Below are 20229 nucleotides of genomic sequence, written 5' to 3' on the forward strand. Positions count from 1 at the left end.
TGGGCGATGACCTGCGTCGCCGTGAATTCCAGATGATCATCGATACCTTGCGCGCCGAGCGCGGTCGTCGCAAAGAGGCGGCCGAGCGCCTGGGAATCAGCCCGCGGACCCTGCGCTACAAGCTGGCGCAGATGCGCGATGCCGGCATGGATGTGCAAGCGTTTTTGTTCGCGACCTGATTTTTACTGTGTAGGAGCGAGCCTGCTCGCGATGGACTCAAGGCTGTCGCGCTTATCCTGCCGCCCCGCAATATCGTTCACGACCATCGCGAGCAGGCTCGCTCCTACACAGTAAAAATCAGGTCGCGAACAAAAACGCTTGCACATCCATGCCGGCATCGCGCATCTGCGCCAGCTTGTAGCGCAGGGTCCGCGGGCTGATTCCCAGGCGCTCGGCCGCCTCTTTGCGACGACCGCGCTCGGCGCGCAAGGTATCGATGATCATCTGGAATTCACGGCGACGCAGGTCATCGCCCAGCGCACCGACCGACTCGGACTCGACTTCCACGGGACGTACCGGCGCCTGCGCCAACGCAGGCAGTGGCGCGCAAGCCACCGGCCCGGCCAGGCAGAAATCCTGCGGCTGGATCAAGCCACCCTGCTGCAGAATCAGCGCACGCTGAATCGCGTTGTCCAGTTCACGAACGTTACCCGGCCATGGATAACCGATCAGGCACGCCTGAGCTTCGGGCGACAACCTGGCAGGCGAATGCTTCATTTTATTGACGTGCCTGGCCAGCAGACGCTCGGCCAGCGGCAGGATGTCGGCGGTACGCTCGCGCAACGGGCGCCAGGCCAGGGGAAACACCGACAGGCGATAATAGAGGTCCTCGCGGAAACGCCCCGCCGCCACTTCACCCGCCAGGTCGCGATTGGTGGTGGCGACCACGCGAATATCCAGCGCGATCGGTTTGCGCGCGCCAACCCTTTCGACCTCGCGCTCTTGCAGCACACGCAGTAATTTGGCCTGGAGCCCCAGAGGCATTTCGGAAATTTCATCGAGCAAAATGGTGCCGCCGTTGGCCTGCTCGAACTTGCCGGCTTGCGCGGCAATGGCGCCGGTGAAGGAACCCTTCTCGTGACCGAACAAGGTCGCTTCGAGCATGTTGTCCGGAATCGCTGCGCAGTTGATCGCGATGAACGGCTGATTGGCGCGATGAGAATGCTGATGGATATAACGCGCCAGCACTTCCTTGCCCGTGCCCGACTCGCCCGAGATCAACACAGTGGAATCACTGCGTGCGACCCGCGCCGCCAACTCGAGTAACTGCGCGCTCGCCGGCTCGAACGCTACCGGCCCTCCGCCCTCGGTCAGGCCGAGACTGCCCAGGGCATGACGCCCCACCAGATCGAGCAACGCCTTGGGCTCGAATGGCTTGACCAGGTAATCCGCCGCCCCCTGGCGCATCGCATCGACCGCGCGCTCGACCGCACCGTGAGCAGTCATCAGCAACACCGGTAACTGCGGCTGCCGCACTCGCAGCATGCCAAGCAACTGGTGGCCGTCCATGCCCGGCATATTGACGTCACTGATCACCAGGCTGAAGGCCTCGTCGCCGACGGCAAGCAACGCCTCCTCTGCCGAACCCACCGCCTTGTAATCATGCCCCGCGAGCAGCAGCGTATCAGCCAGTGCCTCGCGCAAAGCGCGGTCGTCCTCGACCAGCAGAACCTTGATACCCATCTGCGTCACTCCGCTCCTTGAGCGCTGCTGAACAACGGCAGGATTACTTGCGCGCAGGTGCCGCGACCGAGCCGCGAACGCAGCTGCAATTCGCCCTGATGAGCACGCGCCACTGCCTTGACCACGGTCAGGCCAAGACCCGTGCCGGTAGTCTTGGTGGTGAAAAAGGGTTCGCCCAATCGCGCCAGAACAGCGGCGTCGATACCGCTGCCACTGTCGCTGACGCACAGGCGCAGGTTATTGCCTCGGGTGTAGAGGTGAATCTTGAGGCGCAATTGACCGGCACTGGCCTGAATGGCGTTCTCGATCAGATTGAGGATCGCGCCGACCAGAGTGTCGCGATTGCACAGCAACTCCCCCGAGTGACTGTCGCACTGCCAGCGGATCGGCAGATCCTGTACGTGGGTCAGCGCCGCCGCTTGCAACGATTGCATCAGCTGACCGGGCGTCACGCGGTCGGTCAGCGGCAACTCGCCCCGGGCGAACACCAGCATGTCGCGCACCTGGTGCTCCAGCTCGTGCAGGCGCTCCTTGAGGCGCCCGGCAAAGCGCTGCCGGGTAGCGACCGGCAACTCTTGCTCGGTCAAATGACTGGCATACAGCAACGCGGCGGACAACGGCGTGCGTATCTGATGAGCCAATGAAGCGACCATGCGCCCCAATGACGACAGACGCTCATGACGGGCCAGTTGATCCTGCAGATGGCGGGTTTCAGTCAGGTCATTGAGCAGCACCAACTGGCCGGGCTCGGCGTCCAGCGAGCGCGTGGCGATCGACAGACGCCGACCATCCTTGAGGGAGACTTCGTGACCATCGTCTTCTCGCGGCGCAAAACAGCGGGCAATGACGTGGCGCCACAATTCACCTTCCAGCGGCAGACCCAGCAACTCGCACGCCGCCGGATTGGCTTCGCGCACGATGCCCTGGGCGTCAATGACGATGACCCCGCCGGGTAACAGATCAAGGAGATTTTGCAGGCGGTTGGCCAGGCGTTCCTTTTCCGCCAGCTCCTGCATGCGCTGGGCGCTGACCACCGCCAGTTCACCCTTGAGCTCGGTAACCCGGGCTTCAAGCATGCTGTAGGAATCGGTCAACTGAGTGGACATCTGATTGAACAGTGCGAATGCCTGCTCAAGACCCAGCCGACTCGCCTGCTCTACGGACGACGGTTGCCGCGAAGCATCAGGGACAGGAGACATCTGGGCGGCTTGGGGCATTGTGCTCTCTCGCTTGGCTGACCGTCAGTTAAACGGAACGTTGCGAGGGACTTAGCAATACCCGTGCCTAAAAAAAACTTCCTATAAATGAATGACTTGAAAAACAGGCGTCAATCATCCGCCTGTTCGTCTCCATCACGCCGGCTCATGCCGTACTTGCGCATCTTTTCCACCAGCGTGGTACGACGGATACGCAACCGCTCGGYCGCGCGCGCCACAATGCCGTTGGCATCATCCAGCGCCTGCTGAATCAAGCCTTGCTCCAGACCACCGAGGTAGTCCTTCAGGTCCAGGCCTTCCGGAGGCAACATGGCGCTGGCCGTGAAGTCCGGCGTATGACCGTTGATGGCCACACGCTCTTCCAGATCACTGCGCAGGCTGTCGACCATCTGCTCGTCTTCATCGTCGACGTAGCGAAATTTCTTCGGCAACTCGACCACGCCGATCACGCCGTAGGGATGCATGATCGCCATGCGCTCCACCAGGTTGGCCAGTTCGCGGACGTTGCCCGGCCAGCCATGCCGGCACAGCGACATGATCGCCGCCGAGTTGAACCGGATCGAACCGCGCTTCTCGTGCTCCATGCGCGAGATCAGCTCGTTCATCAGCAGCGGAATGTCTTCAACGCGCTCACGCAGCGGCGCCATCTCGATCGGGAACACATTCAGGCGGTAGTACAAATCTTCGCGGAAGGTGCCGATCTCGATCATGCTTTCGAGATTCTTGTGGGTCGCCGCAATGATGCGCACGTCGACGCTCTGGGTCTTGTTGCTGCCCACGCGCTCGAAGGTGCGCTCCTGCAATACACGCAGCAACTTGACCTGCATCGGCAGCGGCATGTCGCCGATTTCATCGAGGAACAGGGTGCCGCCGTTGGCCAGCTCGAATCGACCGGCGCGGCTGGTGATCGCCCCGGTGAAGGCACCCTTTTCATGACCGAACAGTTCGCTTTCCAGCAACTCGGCCGGAATCGCCCCGCAGTTGACCGGCACGAACGGCGCTTCGCGGCGCTTGGAATGGTAATGCAGGTTGCGTGCAACCACTTCCTTGCCCGTTCCGGACTCACCGAGGATCAGCACGCTGGCATCGGTATCGGCGACTTGCTGCATCATCTGGCGGACGTGTTGAATCGCCCGGCTGGTGCCGACAAGACTGCGGAAAAGATTGGGTTCGCGATGACGACCGCGCTCGCGGGCCTGATCGTACATCTCGCGATAGACCTGGGCACGGTGCAGCGAATCGAGCAATTTGCTGTAGCTGGGCGGCATTTCCAGGGTTGAAAGCACTCGACGACGCTGGTCTTCCGGCAGGTCAATGGAAGAATTATCGCCCATTAACAAAACCGGAAGGAACTCATCCCAGGTCGAGAGTGTCTTTAACAAGCCCAGAAGCGCACCAGGAGCATTGACCGTCCCGATAAGGACACAGATTACTTCACGACTTGACGACAAAGAGCCGACAGCCTGCTGCCAGTCATGGCTTGCGCAGGGTAAATTTTCTTCACCGAGAAAATTCAAAATCACCGCCAGGTCGCGGCGGCGGACGCTATCGTCATCAATCAGCAGAATTTTGGTTTCACGCCACATGCAATAGCAACTTCCCTAGTCAACTCAATGCCCAAAATGCTGGGGCAAGCTAGACGCTTGCAGACACGTTATGCCTGAAGACGACTGAAATCTGGAACCAGCCACTAGTTAAGTCAAAAAACCGTGCACAGTCAAATTTATGGCGCACATATCTGGATTAACTTGGGGTTAATTATCCAAACAGATGGTAAACCTTTGCTGCGTTCCGCGCTTGCTGGATCTGAGACATTTCATCGACTATCGCCTGCCTCTCCCCCATCGCCACCTCAAGTAGCTGCTTGTAGACATACAGCAACTCCTCAAGATTGCTACGCAGAACTTCTTCGTCCAGCGAAGCCTCGCTCAAGACGTCTTCCATGCAGGAACGGCAATCCAGGTCCAATTGACCGATAGCCTCCCAGTTGCGCTCGGCCAGAGCACCGACCAGCGCTTCTCGAGTTTGTTCTATTCGCTGCAATACAAGACTCATGGCGATCTCCCTAGAACTGCGGACCTGGCTCAGCAATGCCGTCCCAGCCTTCTTTCACCGTGCGCAGCAACCCCGCGACTTCATCGAGAATCTTCGGATCGCTGCTGATGTTCGCCTCGGCCAGACGTTTCATCATGTAGATGTAAAGACTGTCGAGCTCGCCCACGGCCTCGGCGCAATTTTCAAGATCCAGGCCTTCACGCAAGCCACCGATGATGCCGATCGCCTTGCTGATCGACACACACTTGCCGGGAATGTCCTTGCGCTCCAGCGCGCCTTTGGCCTGAGCGATCCGGTCCAGGCCACCTTCCATGAGCATCTGCACCAAACGATGCGGACTCGCTTCGGACGTCTGGGCGTGCGCCCCCACTTTCTGATACTGCCGAAGGGCTAACATTGGATTCATGTTCTACCTCATTACCACAATGACTCGTATAGCCAGTGTATCGTCCGCGTACCGGGAAACTTTAGATCAAAAGACAAAAACCCGGCACACGCGAAAATGCGTAGCCGGGTTTTGTCGACAGCTTAAAACTAGCTGTTGGACTTCTGGGCGTTCAAGGAAGTGAAGAACGAGGTGATGTTCGTCGCCGTCGCCTTCATTTGCCCGACCAAAAGGTCCATTGCGTTGTATTTGGCGGTCAACGTCTTGGTCATGTTGGCGACTCGCAAGTCCAACGCAGTCTGCTGATTTGAAAGGTTCTTGCTCACGCTCTGCAGGTTGGTATTGCGCTGATCAAGCAACCCGCCCGTCTGCACATAAGGTTTGATTGCAGTGCCCATGCGCGCCAGCAGGCCGTTGGTAGCATTGCTACCGTTGAACAACTGCTGCACCTGACCGCTCATGCCGTTGATGGCCATCGTCTTATTGAACGCCGTTGCATCGAACGCCAGGTTGCCGGTTTTCTCGTTAGTCAGCACGCCGATCTGCGACAGCACGGCCAATGGACCGCCCGCCCCGGGAGCCGTCAGCACACCGCGGATATCGGAAATCAGTGTGCGCGACATCGAGTCGCCGGTAAACGCCGCCTGAACCGTCAGGTTGCCATCGGCATCCGCGGTCGCCTTGGACAGGGAATTGATGGTGTTCATCAGGGTGTTGTAGGAATCGACGAACGACTGGATCGAGGTTTGCAATCCGGCGGTATTGGTCGCGACGGTGACGGTCGCCGCAGCCGGCGGCGTACCCGGACTCACCGACGCCAGGTTCAGGGTCAGGCCGCTGACTGCGCCGGTCACCGTATTGCTCTTGCTGGTCACTGCCAGACCATCGATGGTCAGCGATGCATCCACCGCAACCCCGTTGACAGCCCCTGAACTTGAAGCCGAAGGGTTGGCGCCCATCGGTTGGGTACCGTCGATATCAAGGCCGGCGATACCGCTGACCGTCAGGTCGGAACCCGCGCCGGTCTTGCTGGAGCTGATCACCAGTCGCGACGCACCACTGCTGTCGGTCACGATGTTGGCAGAAATACCATTACTCGCCTGCGCGGAGTTGATGGCATCCCGGGTGCTCTGCAGGGTCGCATTGGCTGGAATCGTGACATCGTAATCAGTGCCATTCTGACTGATTTTCAAAGTACCACTCGGAATGGCACTGGCCGCACCGCCGGCGAAAGAAGCACTGGCGACTTTCGAGCTGGTGGCCAGGTTATTCACAACAACGCTGTAGGTACCGGCAACGGCGGTATTGTCGGAAGTCGCACCCAGAATCGACGGGGTACCCGAAGTGGCGGTATAGCCCGCAAACACAGGATTGGTCTTGCTACCGAGATTGGTCAGCGCCGTCTGAAAGGCCGTCAGTGCGCTTTTCAGGGAACCGACACCGGAAATCTTCAGCGTGTTGGTTTTGGTCTGAGTATCGATCTGCGTCTGTTTCGCCGATTTGTCGGCGTTGACCAGCGCAGTGACGATCGCACCGATATCCAGGCCAGAGCCTAAGCCCGTACCCGGTAAAATTGGACTTGCCATTTTGCGTCTCCCTTCAGGTTGCTGCCACTCTTTTGGCCAATACCTGCGCCCAAGAACGTACAAACACTATTCATGCCAGCTATCRGACTTTGGCGTCGAACAATACATGGCTCGCATTGCTCAGGCTTTCTGCCAGCTTGAGGGCTTCTGCGGAGGGGATCTGTCGCACGACTTCACCCGTTTCGCTTGCAATCACTTTGACGACGACCTTTCCGGATTGCTCGTCTATCGAGAACTCCAGATTGCGCTTGATCGACTGTACGAACTTTTCGATCTGCTGCACCGCCTGCTTCAGGTGGACGTCATCCGCCTCCGGTTTCTTATCCGCCGCCGGCGTCACGCTCGCGGCTTCAGGCTTTTCCGGCGCTTTATCCGAGACAGCGCTCGCTGGCTGGGGAGCCGGATAAGACACGCCAAGCTTTACGCTCATCTCCATGTCCAACACCTCTTAACGTAAAAAGCGAGAGAGCGTGACCAGCACACTCCCCCGCTTAAACTCATTCCGAAATTACTGAAGCAGTTTCAGTACAGCGGAAGGCAGTTGGTTGGCTTGAGCCAGAACCGAGGTAGAAGCCTGTTGCAGGGTTTGCTGCTTGGTCAGGTTCGCGGTTTCTGCGGCGAAGTCGGTGTCTTGTACACGGCCTTGTGCAGCAGTGGTGTTTTCCACGATGTTCTGCAGGTTGGAGATGGTGCTGGTCAGACGGTTCTGCGAAGCACCCAGGTTTGCGCGGGTGGCGTTGATCGATGCCAGAGCAGCGTCGATAGCGGTGATTGCGTTGTCGATGTTGGCAGACAGGGTAGCGGAAGTCGCACCGGTCAGAACAACAGTACCGCTGCCTACGGACAGGGATACGGCGTCGAACTTGGAGCTCAGTACCAGGTCGATGCGGTTGGCCGAACCAGTGTTGGCGCCAACTTGCAGCTGCATGGTGCCAGCCGAACCGTCCAGCAGGTTTTTGCCGTTCAGGTTGGTAGAGGCAGAGATACGGGTGATTTCGTCAGACATCTGAGCGAATTCGGAGTTGGTAGCGGTCTGATCAGCAGTGCTGTTGGTACCGTTACGTGCTTTAACAGCCAGTTCACGCATACGCTGCAGAATGTCGGTCGAAGCTTGCAGCGCGCCTTCAGCGGTCTGGGCAACGGAGATACCGTCGTTGGCGTTTTGCACTGCCTGGTTGCCACCACGAATCTGTGCGGCCATGCGAGTTGCGATCTGCAGGCCAGCGGCGTCGTCTTTGGCGCTGTTGATTTTCAGGCCGGAAGACAGGCGAGCCATCGAAGTCGACAGAGCGTCGGTAGCACGGTTCAGGTTCTTCTGAACGTTCAACGACGTGGTGTTGGTGTTTACTGTTAAAGCCATGACGAATTCCTCGTTGGTTGGGTACTGCGGCTTCCGGCCCTGGCAACCGCCGGGTATGGCCTAGAGAACCTTCGTAATAGTTATCGTCGGGTTGGCAGGTTGCTTGAGGGCTTTTTTTAAAAAAAATGCCATCACCCTGCCACCCCCGAGAAAACAAGGGCTTAGCGCCCCTCAACCACGAAAAAATGACGCCATAAAACTGTCCAGCCCACAAACGCCCGTGCCAAAGCTGTTGCTGCCCCTCAGTCCGGCAGGTTTTCGAGCAGCTCGATCAACTCATATTCCATGAAGTCGGCGAGCCCCAGCCAATCCTGGCGCTCCTGACAGGCCAGCATTTGCCTGAGCATCAAAGCCCAGGCCTGCTGAACCTCCTGGGGCGTCTGCGCAAACAGTCGCTGCGCCTCATCGAACAGATCAACCATGTTCAATGCCGCTTCGACATCACGCCCCAGGCGAAAAAGCCCTGCGCACTGCCGGTACTCATCGATGCCTTTCACTGGCGGCTTCATTGCACGAAATCCTGATTGAACCGCGTACCGGCAATCATTGCCCCAGCCCGGCTGCTATTGAAAAAAAGCACCTCTGGATGCCTGGCAATGTAACGTTCGAGCTCGCACAGGTAACTGCGGAAATTCAATTGCGTCTTGACCTTCTGACCATGACCATCGTGCACCCAGTGCCTGGCCTGGTTCACCGGCGGCCCCAGGTCACCATCGTTCCAACCGGTATGGGTCCTGTTCATCGGAAAGGAAAAATCCGCACCGAAAAGCGTGATGCGCTGCGCGCCCATTTTCACCGCCAGATCGACCGCAGGATGGATCACGCTGCCGCTGACGTAGAGCTGCGCACGCGGGTGTTTCTCACGCAATTCGGCGTAGATCGGGCTGGCGGAGTAACCGCCATAACGTTTGCCTTTCCAGGCTTTCAGCATGTGTGGATCGCTCAAAGGCAAATACACCAGCGGAATGCCTTCGGAGCCCTCGCCCGGCAAGTGCAGCACGCTGATGCGCTGATCGATGCTCACGACCAGGTCAGGTTTGATTCCGTGCTCGCGAAGGGGCCGGTAAGCGGTATCCACGCTGATGAACAGCGGTCGCGGCGTTTGATTGCGCACCGCTGCCAAACGCTCGAAATTCCCTTCAAGGCTGGGCCCTGTGGCGATCACATAGATTTCACGCCCGGAACACGTGCCAAACAGCTGTGCCACATCATCATCGGCGAGCAGCACTTCAAGGGTGTCCTGCAAGCGCTGCTGAATGACGGGAGACTGCGGGTCGAACTCACGATTGTTGAAACTCAGGTGCACTTCGCTGACCAGCCGATCACGAATCTTCGCACTAAAGTCATCCGCCAGCAGCATCTCGGCAGGCAATGCAAAGAACGGTGTGCAGATGTCCGACAGATCGCCGGCATACAGCAATTGCACACGCGGATCGCCCAGCCACTGGCGCTGATCGATCAGCTGCAACACCAGCGCGAAAAGCGCGCCGTTGAGAATATGGACATAGAGCTTTTCAAGCCCGGCGCGCTCCAGCAAAACCGAAGGCAAATCGCCGAAGCCGGTGCCGTAAACGTGCAGCTGTGCCTTGTCGAGCGGGAGGCTGGCGGCCTGCAAACGGGCCTCGCTCAGGCGATCATGGCGGCTGGTGAGCTGGATGCCACCCACACACAACGTCGAGTCCCGCCCTTCGATCAGGTCGACATCGACGGCCAGGCGATCTTCCGTTTCCAATCGCGCATACAGCGACGGCCAGCGCCGCTGGATAACCTGAGCATTGTCTTCAAAGCATTCGCTCATGCTACCTCGCATTCCTTACAAGCAAAAAAGCGCTCAAGGTTAACCCTTGAGCGCTTTTTTGTACCGGCCTTTTTATTAAAAAACTTTCACTCAAGGGCGATAGATGATCGCCGAACCCCATGACAGCCCCACACCGAAACCGCTGAGCGCAACGCGCTTCCATTCGGAATCGAGGATATGCTTTTCCAGCAGCAATGGAATGCTCGACGACACCGTGTTACCGGTCTCGACCATGTCCTTGATGAACTTCTGCGGGCATTCTTCGAAACGCCGCGCGACCGCATCGACAATCGCCGCGCTGCCCTGGTGAATGCAGAACGCGTCGATGTCGTCGGCGCTCAGTTGCGACTCGCCGAGCAACTCATGCAAATGTGCCGGCACCTTGAGCAGTGCGAAGTTGAATACCTGGCGGCCATTCATGAAGAACACGCCGTCGCTGACTTTCAAATGTGGCGCGCCGGAACCGTCGGTGCCGAACTTGGCCTTGCCCAGTGCCCAGGTCGGGTTTTCACCCATCCAGGTCGCGGTGGCCGCATCGCCGAACAACATGGTGGTGTTACGATCTTCCGGGTCGACGATCTTCGAATACGGGTCGGCGGTGATCAGCAGGCCGTTCTTCAGGCCTGCGGCCTCCATGAAGCCCTTGATCGCATAGATGCCGTAGACGTAACCGGAACAGCCCAGGGAAATATCGAACGCGGCGACGTTGGTCGGCAGGCCGAGTTTGTCCTGCACGATGGCCGCGGTATGCGGCAGGCCTTCTTCGTCACCGTTCTGGGTGACGATAATCAACGCATCGATGGATTCACGTTTCAGATCAGGGTTGCCGGCAAACAGCGCATTGGCCGCTTCAACGCACAGATCCGATGTTTCCTGATCAACGCCCTTGCGCGGCAGGAAAGCCGAACCGATCTTGCCCAGGATGAATTCTTCATCCTTCTCGAATTTTGCACCTTGTGCGTAATTGTCCACGCCGGCTACAGGAACGTAGCTCGCAATGCTTTTTATGCCAATCATTACGGCTTCCCAATAATAAACAGCCCAATACCACCACCCGCAGGAATCGAGGGGCGCCGACAAACCTGGATTTCTGTCACCCCAAGGCGACGGCCGGGAAGCATAAAGGACTATCACTGAACCCGATAAAGGGTCAGGCGCCATCTTCCCGGTCAATACAATACAGTGAAGATGCCCGTTATGACTCGCAGGTCACGCTATTTTGCCGAATCAGCCCGGCAATGGGTCATTCGACCAACGACCAGTCCAGTGGTGTTCCACGCTTGATAGCCTGACGGGCACGGCGTTCCAGGAGGCTTTGCGCATGTTTGGGCGCCAGCCCGAGACCCGGACGGATGGCTCGCAGATTTTTCCCGTCGAAGGGCTCACCGGCCTCCATGTCCCGGGTGACATATAACGATCGACGGTACACCAGGGATTGGCGCTCCGCCTCGGTGACGCCGTAATGCACGTGCCCCATGGCTTGCCAGGCGCGTTCGGTTTCGATCACCAGGCTGGCCAGCTCCGAGGGCTCCAGAGAGAAACTGGCGTCGACGCCACCGGCCGCACGCTCGAGGGTGAAATGCTTTTCCACCACCGTTGCGCCCAGTGCCACCGCCGCCACGGACACACCGACGCCCATGGAGTGATCGGACAGCCCCACCTGGCAATCGAACAATTCCCGCAAATGCGGGATCGTGCGCACATTGCTGTTCGCGGGAGATGCCGGATAGGTACTGGTGCATTTGAGCAGCACCAGATCCTTGCACCCAGCCTCGCGGGCGGCGCGCACGGTTTCATCGAGCTCGGCGATGCTGGCCATGCCGGTGGAAATGATCAGCGGCTTGCCCGTCGCGGCCACCCGGCGAATCAACGGCAAATCGGTGTTTTCGAAACTGGCGATCTTGTAGGCCGGCACCTCGAGGCTTTCGAGAAAGTCCACGGCGCTCTTATCGAATGGCGTGGAGAACGCCAGCAGGCCCAGTTCTTTGGCGCGAGCGAAAATCGGCGCATGCCATTCCCAGGGCGTGTGGGCCTTCTCGTACAACGCGTACAACGAAGTACCGGCCCACAGGCTGTTCGGGTCCTTGATGAAAAACTCGCCTTCAGCCAGGTCCAGGGTCATGGTGTCGGCGGTGTAGGTCTGCAGCTTCAATGCATGGGCACCGGCCCTGGCCGCGGCCTCGACGATTTGCAGCGCCACGTCCAGGGACTGGTTATGATTGCCGCTCATCTCGGCAATGATGAAAGGTGGCGCATCGGCACCGATCAGGCGATCGCCAATCTTGAAGCTAGTCATCTGCGTGATCCTTCAATACGCGCGTGAACGCGCAGGCACTCTGGGTAAAACCGGCTTCGCGAAAGACGTTCAGCGACGGCTGGTTAGCGGGCAACACCTGGGCGGTGAGCGACTGAAGTTCCGGCCAGAGGGCCTTCACAAAGGTTTCCCCACGGGCCAGCAGCGCCCTGCCCCAGCCCAGGCCGAACCGGCCTTCGAACAGATAAATCGACACCTCGGCGCTAAAGCCACGCAGGTCATAACGCAGCACACCGACCGGACCGTCATCGGCCTCGGCAATCAACAGCAGTCGCCAGGGATTGTTCAGGCTCGCGGCCAGCCAGTTTTGGTGCGCAGGCCATTCGATCACGCCGGTCTCCAGCGACCAGCGGCGCACGGCCTCGGTGTTGCGCCCGTCGAACAACAACTGCGCATCACCCAGGGTCGCCGGGCGCATCCTCAGCACCGCACCGGCCAGCGCAACCGCTACCCGCTGCGCCCCACGCCCATCGACAAGTTGTCGCGACTGCTGTGCCAGGCTCTGGCGCAAACCCTGATTACCCGCGACAAAGCCAATGGCCAGGCGCAACTGCTCGACACTGACCTGCTCGCGGGCGCCCATGAACACATGGGCGCCCGCGGCCGCCATCACCTCGCCGTTGGCCTGCTGGTTGTTCGATACGGCAATGCAGATCGTCGGCAGCCCCATGGCCGCCCGCTCCCAACTGGTGCCGCCACCCGCGCCGACAAACAGGTCAGCTTCGGTCATCAATCGATAAAAGTCGCTGACAAAACTGTGCAGGCGCCAATGCGGGCGACTGGCCGCCAACGCCTGCATCTGCGCCCAGGCCGGATTATCCGCACCGGCGACAAAATCGACTTCCAGCTCGGCAAAATCCGCCAGCGCCAGCATTGCATGATGGGTTTGCATGGCCGCGTCGAACCCACCGAAGTTCACCAGAACACGCCGGGCCTGTGGTTTGATGTCGATGGCCGGGCAACAGAACTCGTCGCGCAACATGGCAAACCGGGGACCGAACAATGTCCGGCAGCCCGGCGTCAGCAGCGAGGTATAAGCCTCTGGCGTACCCGAGAGATTCTGGTTCAGCAACAAGTCGGCGCTGTAGGTCCGCGTGGCGAGGTCATCCACTACCGCGATCCGTGGCGCCCAGCGCCGCGCGGCCGTCTGCCAGTGATGATCGAGGCCGTAGTGGTCGACAATGATCCAGTCAAACGCCGGCTGGTGCTCCAGCAACGGCTCGAGCGCGGCGACGTCCGCCTGCCATGGCAGCATGGATTCGATGGCTTGCTGCGGGTCTTCATCGCTGTAGCGCTCAGGCAGCGCGAAGGTTTCGAAACCTTCGGCCCGCAGTGCCTCCACTCGATGCCCGGGTAACAGGCGACAGGCGAAAGCCACGTGACTGCCCTGCCGGCGCAACACGCGGGCCAGGCACAGGCAACGCGCGATGTGGCCGCTGCCGATGGTCGGCGAGGCGTCAGAGCGAATCAGCACTCTCATTGCAGCTCACCTGCGGCTTTAAGCGCGGCATACAGGTACTCCGCGCGCTTCCAGTCCTGCGGTGTGTCGATGTCCTGCACCAGATGACGCGGCAGGATGACCGGCAGGCTGTACGGTGAATACAGCACCTCGCCACGCAGCCAGGCGTCGCTGCGGCCCCAGTAGAACTGCCCGGCATCCTGATAGGCGACCGACAAATCCTGGGAGCGGGTGTCACGATACTGCGGATACAGTGCCGTCAATGCGCCGCGATCATCAAGGGTCAAGGCTCGCTGAACCGGAAAACCGAAGTCGCACACCGAAAAGGCGAACGACTTGTCGGGATGCTGATCCAGCAGGCTCAGCCCTTGGGCAAGAAATCGTGTTTGCAACAACGGCGCGGTCGCGTAGATGCAGCAGGCGCGATCAAACTCGTCACCCTGTTCGCCCAATGCTTGCAGGGCATGGGCGATCACCGCTGCGGTCCCCGTGAAGTCGTCGGCCAGTGCCGCCGGGCGCATGAAGGGCACCTGAGCGCCACAGTCCCGCGCCAGTCCGGCGATTTCTTCGTCGTCGGTGCTGACCACGATCCGGGAAAACAACCCGGACTCCATCGCGACCTGAATCGAGCGGGCAATCATCGGCACACCGGCGAACGGCTTGAGGTTCTTGCGGGGTATGCGTTTGCTGCCACCGCGGGCCGGTATGATGGCGACGTTGTTCAACGGCGTTTTTCCAGGACAAACCAGGTGATGTCATCCACCGGGAATTGCCGATCGCGGTGGTAGCCAAAACCGTAATCGAGCAGTTGCAGGTCGTCGTAGCGATCGAGCATTTCACCGGCAAAATCGCGTTTGAACAACTTGCCGCTATTGCCGCGATACGGGACTTCGACCGGCGCCGGATTGTAGTACTCGGCGATCAGTATGTAGCGCTGGCTCAGCTCATACAGTTGCGCGTATGCGGCCGGCAGCAACTCCGGCGCCAGGTGAATCAGCACGCCTTTGCTCAGGGTCAGGTCGAAGGTGCGTTCGCGGGGGAAATCGAACAGCGATCCCTGCCAGATCTGTGCAATACCCAACGCCTGGGCAGCAGCACAGGCACTGGCATTGATCTCCACACCGAACAACTCGCAGCGCGGCAACAGCTGACGCAGTGCCTGCAGGTTGTTGCCGGCATTGGTGCCCAGTTCCACCAGGCTGTCGATGCGCCCGACCCGTGTCAGCGCCTTGGCAAACAGCGCCAGGTTAGCTGCCACCAGCGGCTGTCCGACATTGCGATCAACGTACTGGTTGCCGAATTCGCCCTGCCAGAAAGTTTCCTGCTCGGTCAGTTCACGCATCACACATTTCCCACCCGCCGTAATGGCTGGATTATTTCGATCAGTTGCCGCATCTGCTCGACCACATAGTCCTGTTGTTCATCACTGAGCAACGGGTACAACGGCAGGCTGATGGCTTCGGCGTAGTAACGTTCGGCCTGTGGAAAATCACCTTCGGCGAACCCGAGATCACGATAGTAAGGCTGAAAATGCACGGGAATGTAGTGCAGGTTCACACCGACCCCGGCAGCTCGCAAGCCCTCGAACACCTCACGATGGGTGAGATTGATCTGATCGAGTTGCAGGCGCACTACATACAGATGCCATGACGACTCGGCCTCAGGCTGCGCACTGGGCAGGGTCAGCGGCAAATACGCCAGCAAGCGCTCATAACGCGCCGCCAGTTCACGCCGACGCTCGATAAACTCATCGAGTTTGTTCAACTGCGACAAACCAAGGGCCGCCTGCAGGTCGGTAATGCGGTAATTGAAACCCAGCTCCACCTGTTCGTAGTACCAGGGGCCGTGACTGGGTCCGGTCATTTGTTGCGGATCACGGGTCATGCCATGGCTGCGCAAGCGTTGCAAACGCTCGGCGAGTTCCGGGCTGTTGGTCATGACCATGCCGCCCTCGGCACTGGTGATGATCTTCACCGGATGAAAGCTGAACACGGTCATTGCGGCAAACTCGCCACAACCCACCGGGCGCCCGGCGTAGGACGCACCGGCGGCATGGGCCGCATCTTCGATCACCGTTATGCCATAGCGCCTGGCCAGTGCGGCAATCCTGCGCATGTCGCAGCTCTGCCCCGAGAACGCCACGGCCACGAGCACTTTCGGCAACCGGCCTTCACGTTCGGCCCGTTCCAGCTTGACGGCCAGCGCAGCGGCATCGAGGTTCCAGGTCAGCGGGTCGATATCGACAAAATCCACCTCGGCACCGCAGTAGCGACCACAGTTTGCCGAGGCGAGAAAGGTGTTCGGTGTCGTCCACAGCCAATCGCCCGGGCCGAGCCCCGCCGCCAGGCAAGCGATGTGCAGGGCCGCCGTGGCATTGCACACCGCCACGGCAAAACCGGCCTCGCAGCGTTCGGCCATGGCTCGCTCGAAGCGCTCGATGGTCGGCCCCTGGGTCAGCCAGTCAGACTGCAACACACCGACCACGGCGTCGATGTCCGCCTGATCAAGGCTTTGCCGAGCGTAAGGAATCATGCTGGCAACCAGACACGCACCAGCGCGTCCCGGATGATCTGACGCCCGAACGAACCKGTCCGGCCTGCAATGAAAATCGAAATACCGTTGTGCATGCCTTGAATCCCTTATACCTTTTCGCCGGGCCTAGCCGAGCATCTGCGCCCAGTTCACCGAAGCACTTTCGCCCAGGGCAAAGCCCTTGCCGCTCAAGGCCAGATTGGCGTTATAGGCCTGGTCCTGGGCAAAGGCTGCCGCCCACTTGTCACGCAGCGCATCGAGGGCCTGCGGCACCTGTGGCACGGCACCCGAATGAATGACCTGTACCAGCGGTGTCCAAACGGTGAGGTAACCGGCCTGTCCGGCCCGCAGGCACAGGTCGACGTCGCTCAAGCCGTCGGCGAAGGTCACGCTATCGAGACCGTCCAGTTCGTCGAACAACGCTTTACGCACCATCAGGCACACCTTCGACACCGCCGAGTAGTTCTGCTCCAGCGCCAACCGGTGCAGGTAACCTTCGGCGTCGTGTTTTTCACCGACAAATGCTGAGCCCACACCACCGTTCATGCCGAGAATCAGCCCGGCCTGGGTGACCTTGCCGTCGCGGTCGATCAACTTGGGACCGACCACCCCGACTTCCGGACGCTGGGCGTGATTGAGCAGCGACTCGAGCCAGTTCGGGTTGACCACTTCACTGTCGGCGGCCAACAGCACCAGGTACTCGCCCTGCGCCTGCTGGCTGGCCGCGTTGTACAACGCCGCATCGCTCAGGGTCCGGTCGGCACGCAGCACGCTGACTTTCGGATGCTGGTAAGTACCCAGCCAGTCATTGACCTCGGCCGACTGATTCGGATTGAGTGCGATCAGCACTTCGTACTGGATGTAGCGGGTACGCAGCAACACAGCTTGCAGGCACTGTTGCAGCGCAGCCAGGTCGTCCCCGGCCGGCAATATGATCGACACCAGCGGGCGCTCGGTGTGGCGGTAGTCAATCTGATAAGTGCCAGGCACTGCCGACGTGATCTTGGCCTTGTAGCCACGATTGCCCAAGTGGCGCAGCAACGCCAGGCGCTCATCGGCGTTTTCTTCCAGCACCGGTGCCCGGCTGATCAGCAACGGTTCGTCCAGGTGGGCCAGCCCGTTGAGGCCGCCCTGCTCGATGATACGCAGCAGCAAGTCGAACTCCAGGGCCTTGCTGAAGTCAGGCTGGTAGCCGCCGACTTCCATGAACACTTCCCGCCGGATCAGCCAGTGACGCGCCATCAAGGCCGGCAGGCTTTGCAGCAAGTCAAGATTGAAGCCAGGGCGGAACACGTCCATCAGTGCGCCTTCGGCGGTGCGCTGGATTTCGTCGGTGGCGACGGCGCGACAGTCTGCCGCGGCGAGCAATTCCAGGCTGGCACGCAACAGACCACCGGCGGTGAACTCGTCGCCGGCTTCAGCCAGCAGCAGCCAGTCGCACGTCGACTGACGCGCGCTCTGGTTCAGTTTGTCGACGTAGTTGCTTTGGGTAACCCGGACAAAGTGCAGGGTGTTCTGCGCCGTGGTCGCCGCCGGCGCTTCACCGGTGGTGAAGACCACGATTTTGAACGCCTTGCTGTGGCCTTCGAGCAGGCTGTCGAGGCTGACCTGCAGCTTGTCGATATCGTTATCCAGGTCCAGCAGGAAAATCCCGAACTGCGGGCCACCGTCGTTGGCCGCCAGGTGTTGGGCAATCGACTCGGCCTCATGGGCATCGGGCTGACGGGGCGCAAGCCACTTGAGCAAACGACCGGAGAGCATCTTGTCGAACGTCGCACGATTACCCTCGACCGACACCGCCTCAAGACGTGCCGCCCAGTCGCGCAGAGTCTGCGCCTCTTCGTCTTCGCCCAGCAGCTCCAGCTGAGCCACCAGACGCTTGACCACCGCGCGATTGAACACGTTGCTGTCGTGGGCCTGCCACAAACGGTCGACCACACTTTCCGGCGTATCATTGTTACGCGCGAGCATCAGGTTCTGCTGACGGGTCCAGATACCCTCCAGGCCTGCCAACTGAACACGACCGGCCGGCATGGCATGCAACAGGAATTCGAACTGAGTCAACTGATCGAAAAACTGCTGATTGTAGAACGGCATTTCGACGTACTGCTTGGGGCCGAATCGGCGCACAGGGCCTTTCTCGACGCTCGTCCAGGCGGACTCGATAATCAGCTCGGTGGTCAGTGCGCGACCGGTGCGCAAGCTATCGGCCAGGGCTTCAAAGCTTTGCAGCGCGAACTGCCGGCCTTGCTCCGGGTCTTCGTTTTGAACTTGAGTCGGCAGCCCGAAGAGGAAATCGGCAAAGGCCTCGCGCTCGGCGACCGTCCTGGCATCGGTATGAGCCAGCGTGTGGAAGATCTCGGTGTTGTGGTCCGAATACCCGTAGTTCATCTCACGCACGACATACGGGATCGGCAGAATCCGCGCCTTGCCCCGCGCCAGCATGTAATACGTGTGACCGATTTCCTGCCATTGGAAGGACGTATCCTGAGGCATCACCTGATACCAGTCACGTACCAGGTCGGTGCGTTGTACGGCATAAAAAGGCGGCAGGTACTGGTGCATGTAATCGAGCACACGCTCCTCGGCGTGCTCGGACGAATAGTCTTCGCAGACCTTTTTGTCACGCCGAAAGTAGCTGACGCTGTTGGGTTGCGACAGGTACATCATGCTGTAACCGTGGCACAGGCCGTAGTCGGGATTGGCCTCCATGAACGCCACGGCTGCGCGCAGGGCGTCATGCACATGGAAGTCATCGTCGGCGGCGAACACCATGAACGGCGTGGTCACTTGCTCCACGCCAAAGGCCAGCTTGGCGCGAACGCCCCAGTAGCCAAACTGCGGGACATGCTGGTAATCCACATTTTCAAACTGCCCGGCCAGGCTTGGCTGGCCTTCGTTCGAAGAGTCCAGCACCAGAATCCTGCAAGGCAAGCCACTGTAGAAACGTACCGCCCGGCGCAAAAATGCCGGCCGCTCGTGAGACATCAGCACCACGGTCAACTGTTCGTTGAGTGCCAACCCGTGTCCAGAATTGTTCCTGCCTTGCATACCTTTCCCCACAACGGCGTATCGCCGAAAAAACCCAACGATGTCTTGTCGATTACCGCACGCGACGCAAATAGCCATCCGGCGCGACGGTGATCAGCAGCTTGCTGTGAATGGCCTGGTCGATTTCAAAGTCGCGGTTTTCTTCCAGGTAGGCCCATACCGCGGTTTTCGGGTTGTCGCCCTTGCCCCACGGGCGGTCCGGGAAGGCGTCTTCGGGCATGTCTTCCACCACGGTATCCATCACCACGCAGTAGCTGCCCACCGAGGTCATCGGCGCATAGGCCCGCAGCTCTTCGAGTACGTGCTCGTGGGTGTGGTTGGAGTCCAGAACCACCAGCACTTTCTTGCCTTCGACGCGCTGGCGAACCTGTTCGACAATCGCCGGATTGATACTCGAACCCTGGATCATCCGGATCCGCTTGCTCATCGGGTGCGCTTCGATTGCCTCACGGTTGTGCTGGCGGATATCGATGTCGACGCCCAGCACTTCGCCATGGCCGATCAGCTCCAGCATCGAGGCGTAAAACACCAGCGAGCCGCCGTGGGCGATACCGGTCTCGACGATGATGTCCGGCCGCAGCGCCCAGATGATCTCCTGCATGGCGACCATGTCCTGGGGAAACTGAATGATCGGGCGGCCCATCCAGCTGAAGTTGTAGGTGTACTTATGTTTGGCGGTGGTGCCAACCCAATCCAGCGAGGTGGCTTGCAAGGCTTTGTCCTGTTGCAGGCCTTCGATGTTCTCTTTTACTTCTTCACGAAACTGCTCATGAGGATTCATTACAGACT

At 59.7% G+C, this 20229-nt stretch carries 19 protein-coding genes; 1 reads left to right on the plus strand and 18 read right to left on the minus strand.

Features of this window, described 5'->3' with window-relative positions; genetic code table 11:
• Positions 1–179, plus strand: a 179-nt coding sequence (locus AC1DRN_RS10860) for a helix-turn-helix domain-containing protein (protein WP_477786717.1), incomplete at its 5' end; no start/stop codon positions are given.
• A gap of 118 nt (positions 180–297) precedes the next feature.
• Here AC1DRN_RS10860 and AC1DRN_RS10865 read toward each other — a convergent pair.
• The 18 genes from AC1DRN_RS10865 to AC1DRN_RS10950 all read right to left on the minus strand — a co-directional run bounded on the left by AC1DRN_RS10865 (position 298) and on the right by AC1DRN_RS10950 (position 20221).
• Positions 298–1683: a sigma-54-dependent transcriptional regulator gene (locus tag AC1DRN_RS10865; RefSeq protein ID WP_223461357.1), complete on the minus strand. Its 1386-nt coding sequence runs from the start codon at positions 1681–1683 to the stop codon at positions 298–300.
• A gap of 5 nt (positions 1684–1688) precedes the next feature.
• The gene (locus AC1DRN_RS10870) at positions 1689–2882 is read right to left on the minus strand and encodes a sensor histidine kinase (protein WP_223461462.1); all 1194 of its coding nucleotides are present in this window, start codon (positions 2880–2882) and stop codon (positions 1689–1691) included.
• A 128-nt stretch (positions 2883–3010) separates the two neighbouring features.
• Entirely contained in the window at positions 3011–4486 is a 1476-nt protein-coding gene (locus tag AC1DRN_RS10875) for a sigma-54 dependent transcriptional regulator (RefSeq protein ID WP_477786708.1), read from the minus strand.
• A 172-nt stretch (positions 4487–4658) separates the two neighbouring features.
• A complete protein-coding gene (fliT, locus tag AC1DRN_RS10880) occupies positions 4659–4955 on the minus strand; it encodes a flagellar protein FliT (RefSeq protein WP_223461353.1) in 297 nt (98 codons plus the stop codon).
• 10 nt (positions 4956–4965) lie between these two features.
• Positions 4966–5361 carry a flagellar export chaperone FliS gene (gene fliS / locus AC1DRN_RS10885; RefSeq protein ID WP_223461351.1) on the minus strand — a complete coding sequence of 132 codons (396 nt, stop codon included), beginning with the start codon at positions 5359–5361 and terminating at the stop codon, positions 4966–4968.
• 128 nt (positions 5362–5489) lie between these two features.
• On the minus strand, positions 5490–6926 hold the full coding sequence (gene fliD / locus AC1DRN_RS10890) for a flagellar filament capping protein FliD (RefSeq protein ID WP_223461349.1): 1437 nt from the start codon (positions 6924–6926) through the stop codon (positions 5490–5492).
• Positions 6927–7005: 79 nt separating this feature from the next.
• Positions 7006–7362 carry a flagellar protein FlaG gene (locus AC1DRN_RS10895; protein WP_477786709.1) on the minus strand — a complete coding sequence of 119 codons (357 nt, stop codon included), beginning with the start codon at positions 7360–7362 and terminating at the stop codon, positions 7006–7008.
• Between the two features lie 72 nt (positions 7363–7434).
• Entirely contained in the window at positions 7435–8286 is an 852-nt protein-coding gene (locus tag AC1DRN_RS10900; protein ID WP_108218632.1) for a flagellin domain-containing protein, read from the minus strand.
• A 242-nt stretch (positions 8287–8528) separates the two neighbouring features.
• On the minus strand, positions 8529–8795 hold the full coding sequence (locus AC1DRN_RS10905; RefSeq protein ID WP_223461345.1) for a hypothetical protein: 267 nt from the start codon (positions 8793–8795) through the stop codon (positions 8529–8531).
• Entirely contained in the window at positions 8792–10084 is a 1293-nt protein-coding gene (locus AC1DRN_RS10910) for a motility associated factor glycosyltransferase family protein (RefSeq protein ID WP_223461343.1), read from the minus strand. The genes AC1DRN_RS10905 and AC1DRN_RS10910 overlap by 4 nt, the downstream gene beginning before the upstream one ends.
• 90 nt (positions 10085–10174) lie before the next feature.
• The gene (locus tag AC1DRN_RS10915) at positions 10175–11101 is read right to left on the minus strand and encodes a ketoacyl-ACP synthase III (protein ID WP_223461341.1); all 927 of its coding nucleotides are present in this window, start codon (positions 11099–11101) and stop codon (positions 10175–10177) included.
• A 226-nt stretch (positions 11102–11327) separates the two neighbouring features.
• Positions 11328–12380 (minus strand): pseudaminic acid synthase, encoded by a 1053-nt coding sequence (pseI, locus tag AC1DRN_RS10920; protein WP_223461339.1) that lies wholly within the window; start codon positions 12378–12380, stop codon positions 11328–11330.
• Positions 12373–13878, minus strand: coding sequence for a UDP-2,4-diacetamido-2,4,6-trideoxy-beta-L-altropyranose hydrolase (gene pseG, locus AC1DRN_RS10925; protein ID WP_223461337.1), 1506 nt, complete (start codon positions 13876–13878; stop codon positions 12373–12375). Before pseG ends, pseI begins: the two co-directional genes overlap by 8 nt.
• Complete coding sequence (gene pseF / locus AC1DRN_RS10930; protein ID WP_223461335.1) at positions 13875–14582, minus strand: pseudaminic acid cytidylyltransferase; 708 nt, start codon at positions 14580–14582, stop codon at positions 13875–13877. Before pseF ends, pseG begins: the two co-directional genes overlap by 4 nt.
• Entirely contained in the window at positions 14579–15199 is a 621-nt protein-coding gene (locus AC1DRN_RS10935; RefSeq protein ID WP_223461333.1) for a pseudaminic acid biosynthesis-associated methylase, read from the minus strand. Before AC1DRN_RS10935 ends, pseF begins: the two co-directional genes overlap by 4 nt.
• A complete protein-coding gene (pseC, locus tag AC1DRN_RS10940; protein WP_223461331.1) occupies positions 15199–16389 on the minus strand; it encodes a UDP-4-amino-4,6-dideoxy-N-acetyl-beta-L-altrosamine transaminase in 1191 nt (396 codons plus the stop codon). Before pseC ends, AC1DRN_RS10935 begins: the two co-directional genes overlap by 1 nt.
• A 126-nt stretch (positions 16390–16515) precedes the next feature.
• Complete coding sequence (locus tag AC1DRN_RS10945) at positions 16516–19440, minus strand: TIGR00180 family glycosyltransferase (RefSeq protein ID WP_223461329.1); 2925 nt, start codon at positions 19438–19440, stop codon at positions 16516–16518.
• Positions 19441–19492: 52 nt separating this feature from the next.
• Positions 19493–20221, minus strand: a complete 729-nt coding sequence (locus AC1DRN_RS10950) for a cephalosporin hydroxylase family protein (RefSeq protein ID WP_223461327.1) — start codon at positions 20219–20221, stop codon at positions 19493–19495.
• Between the last annotated feature and the right edge of the window lie 8 nt (positions 20222–20229).

This window comes from Pseudomonas sp. P5_B3, from assembly GCF_056400405.1.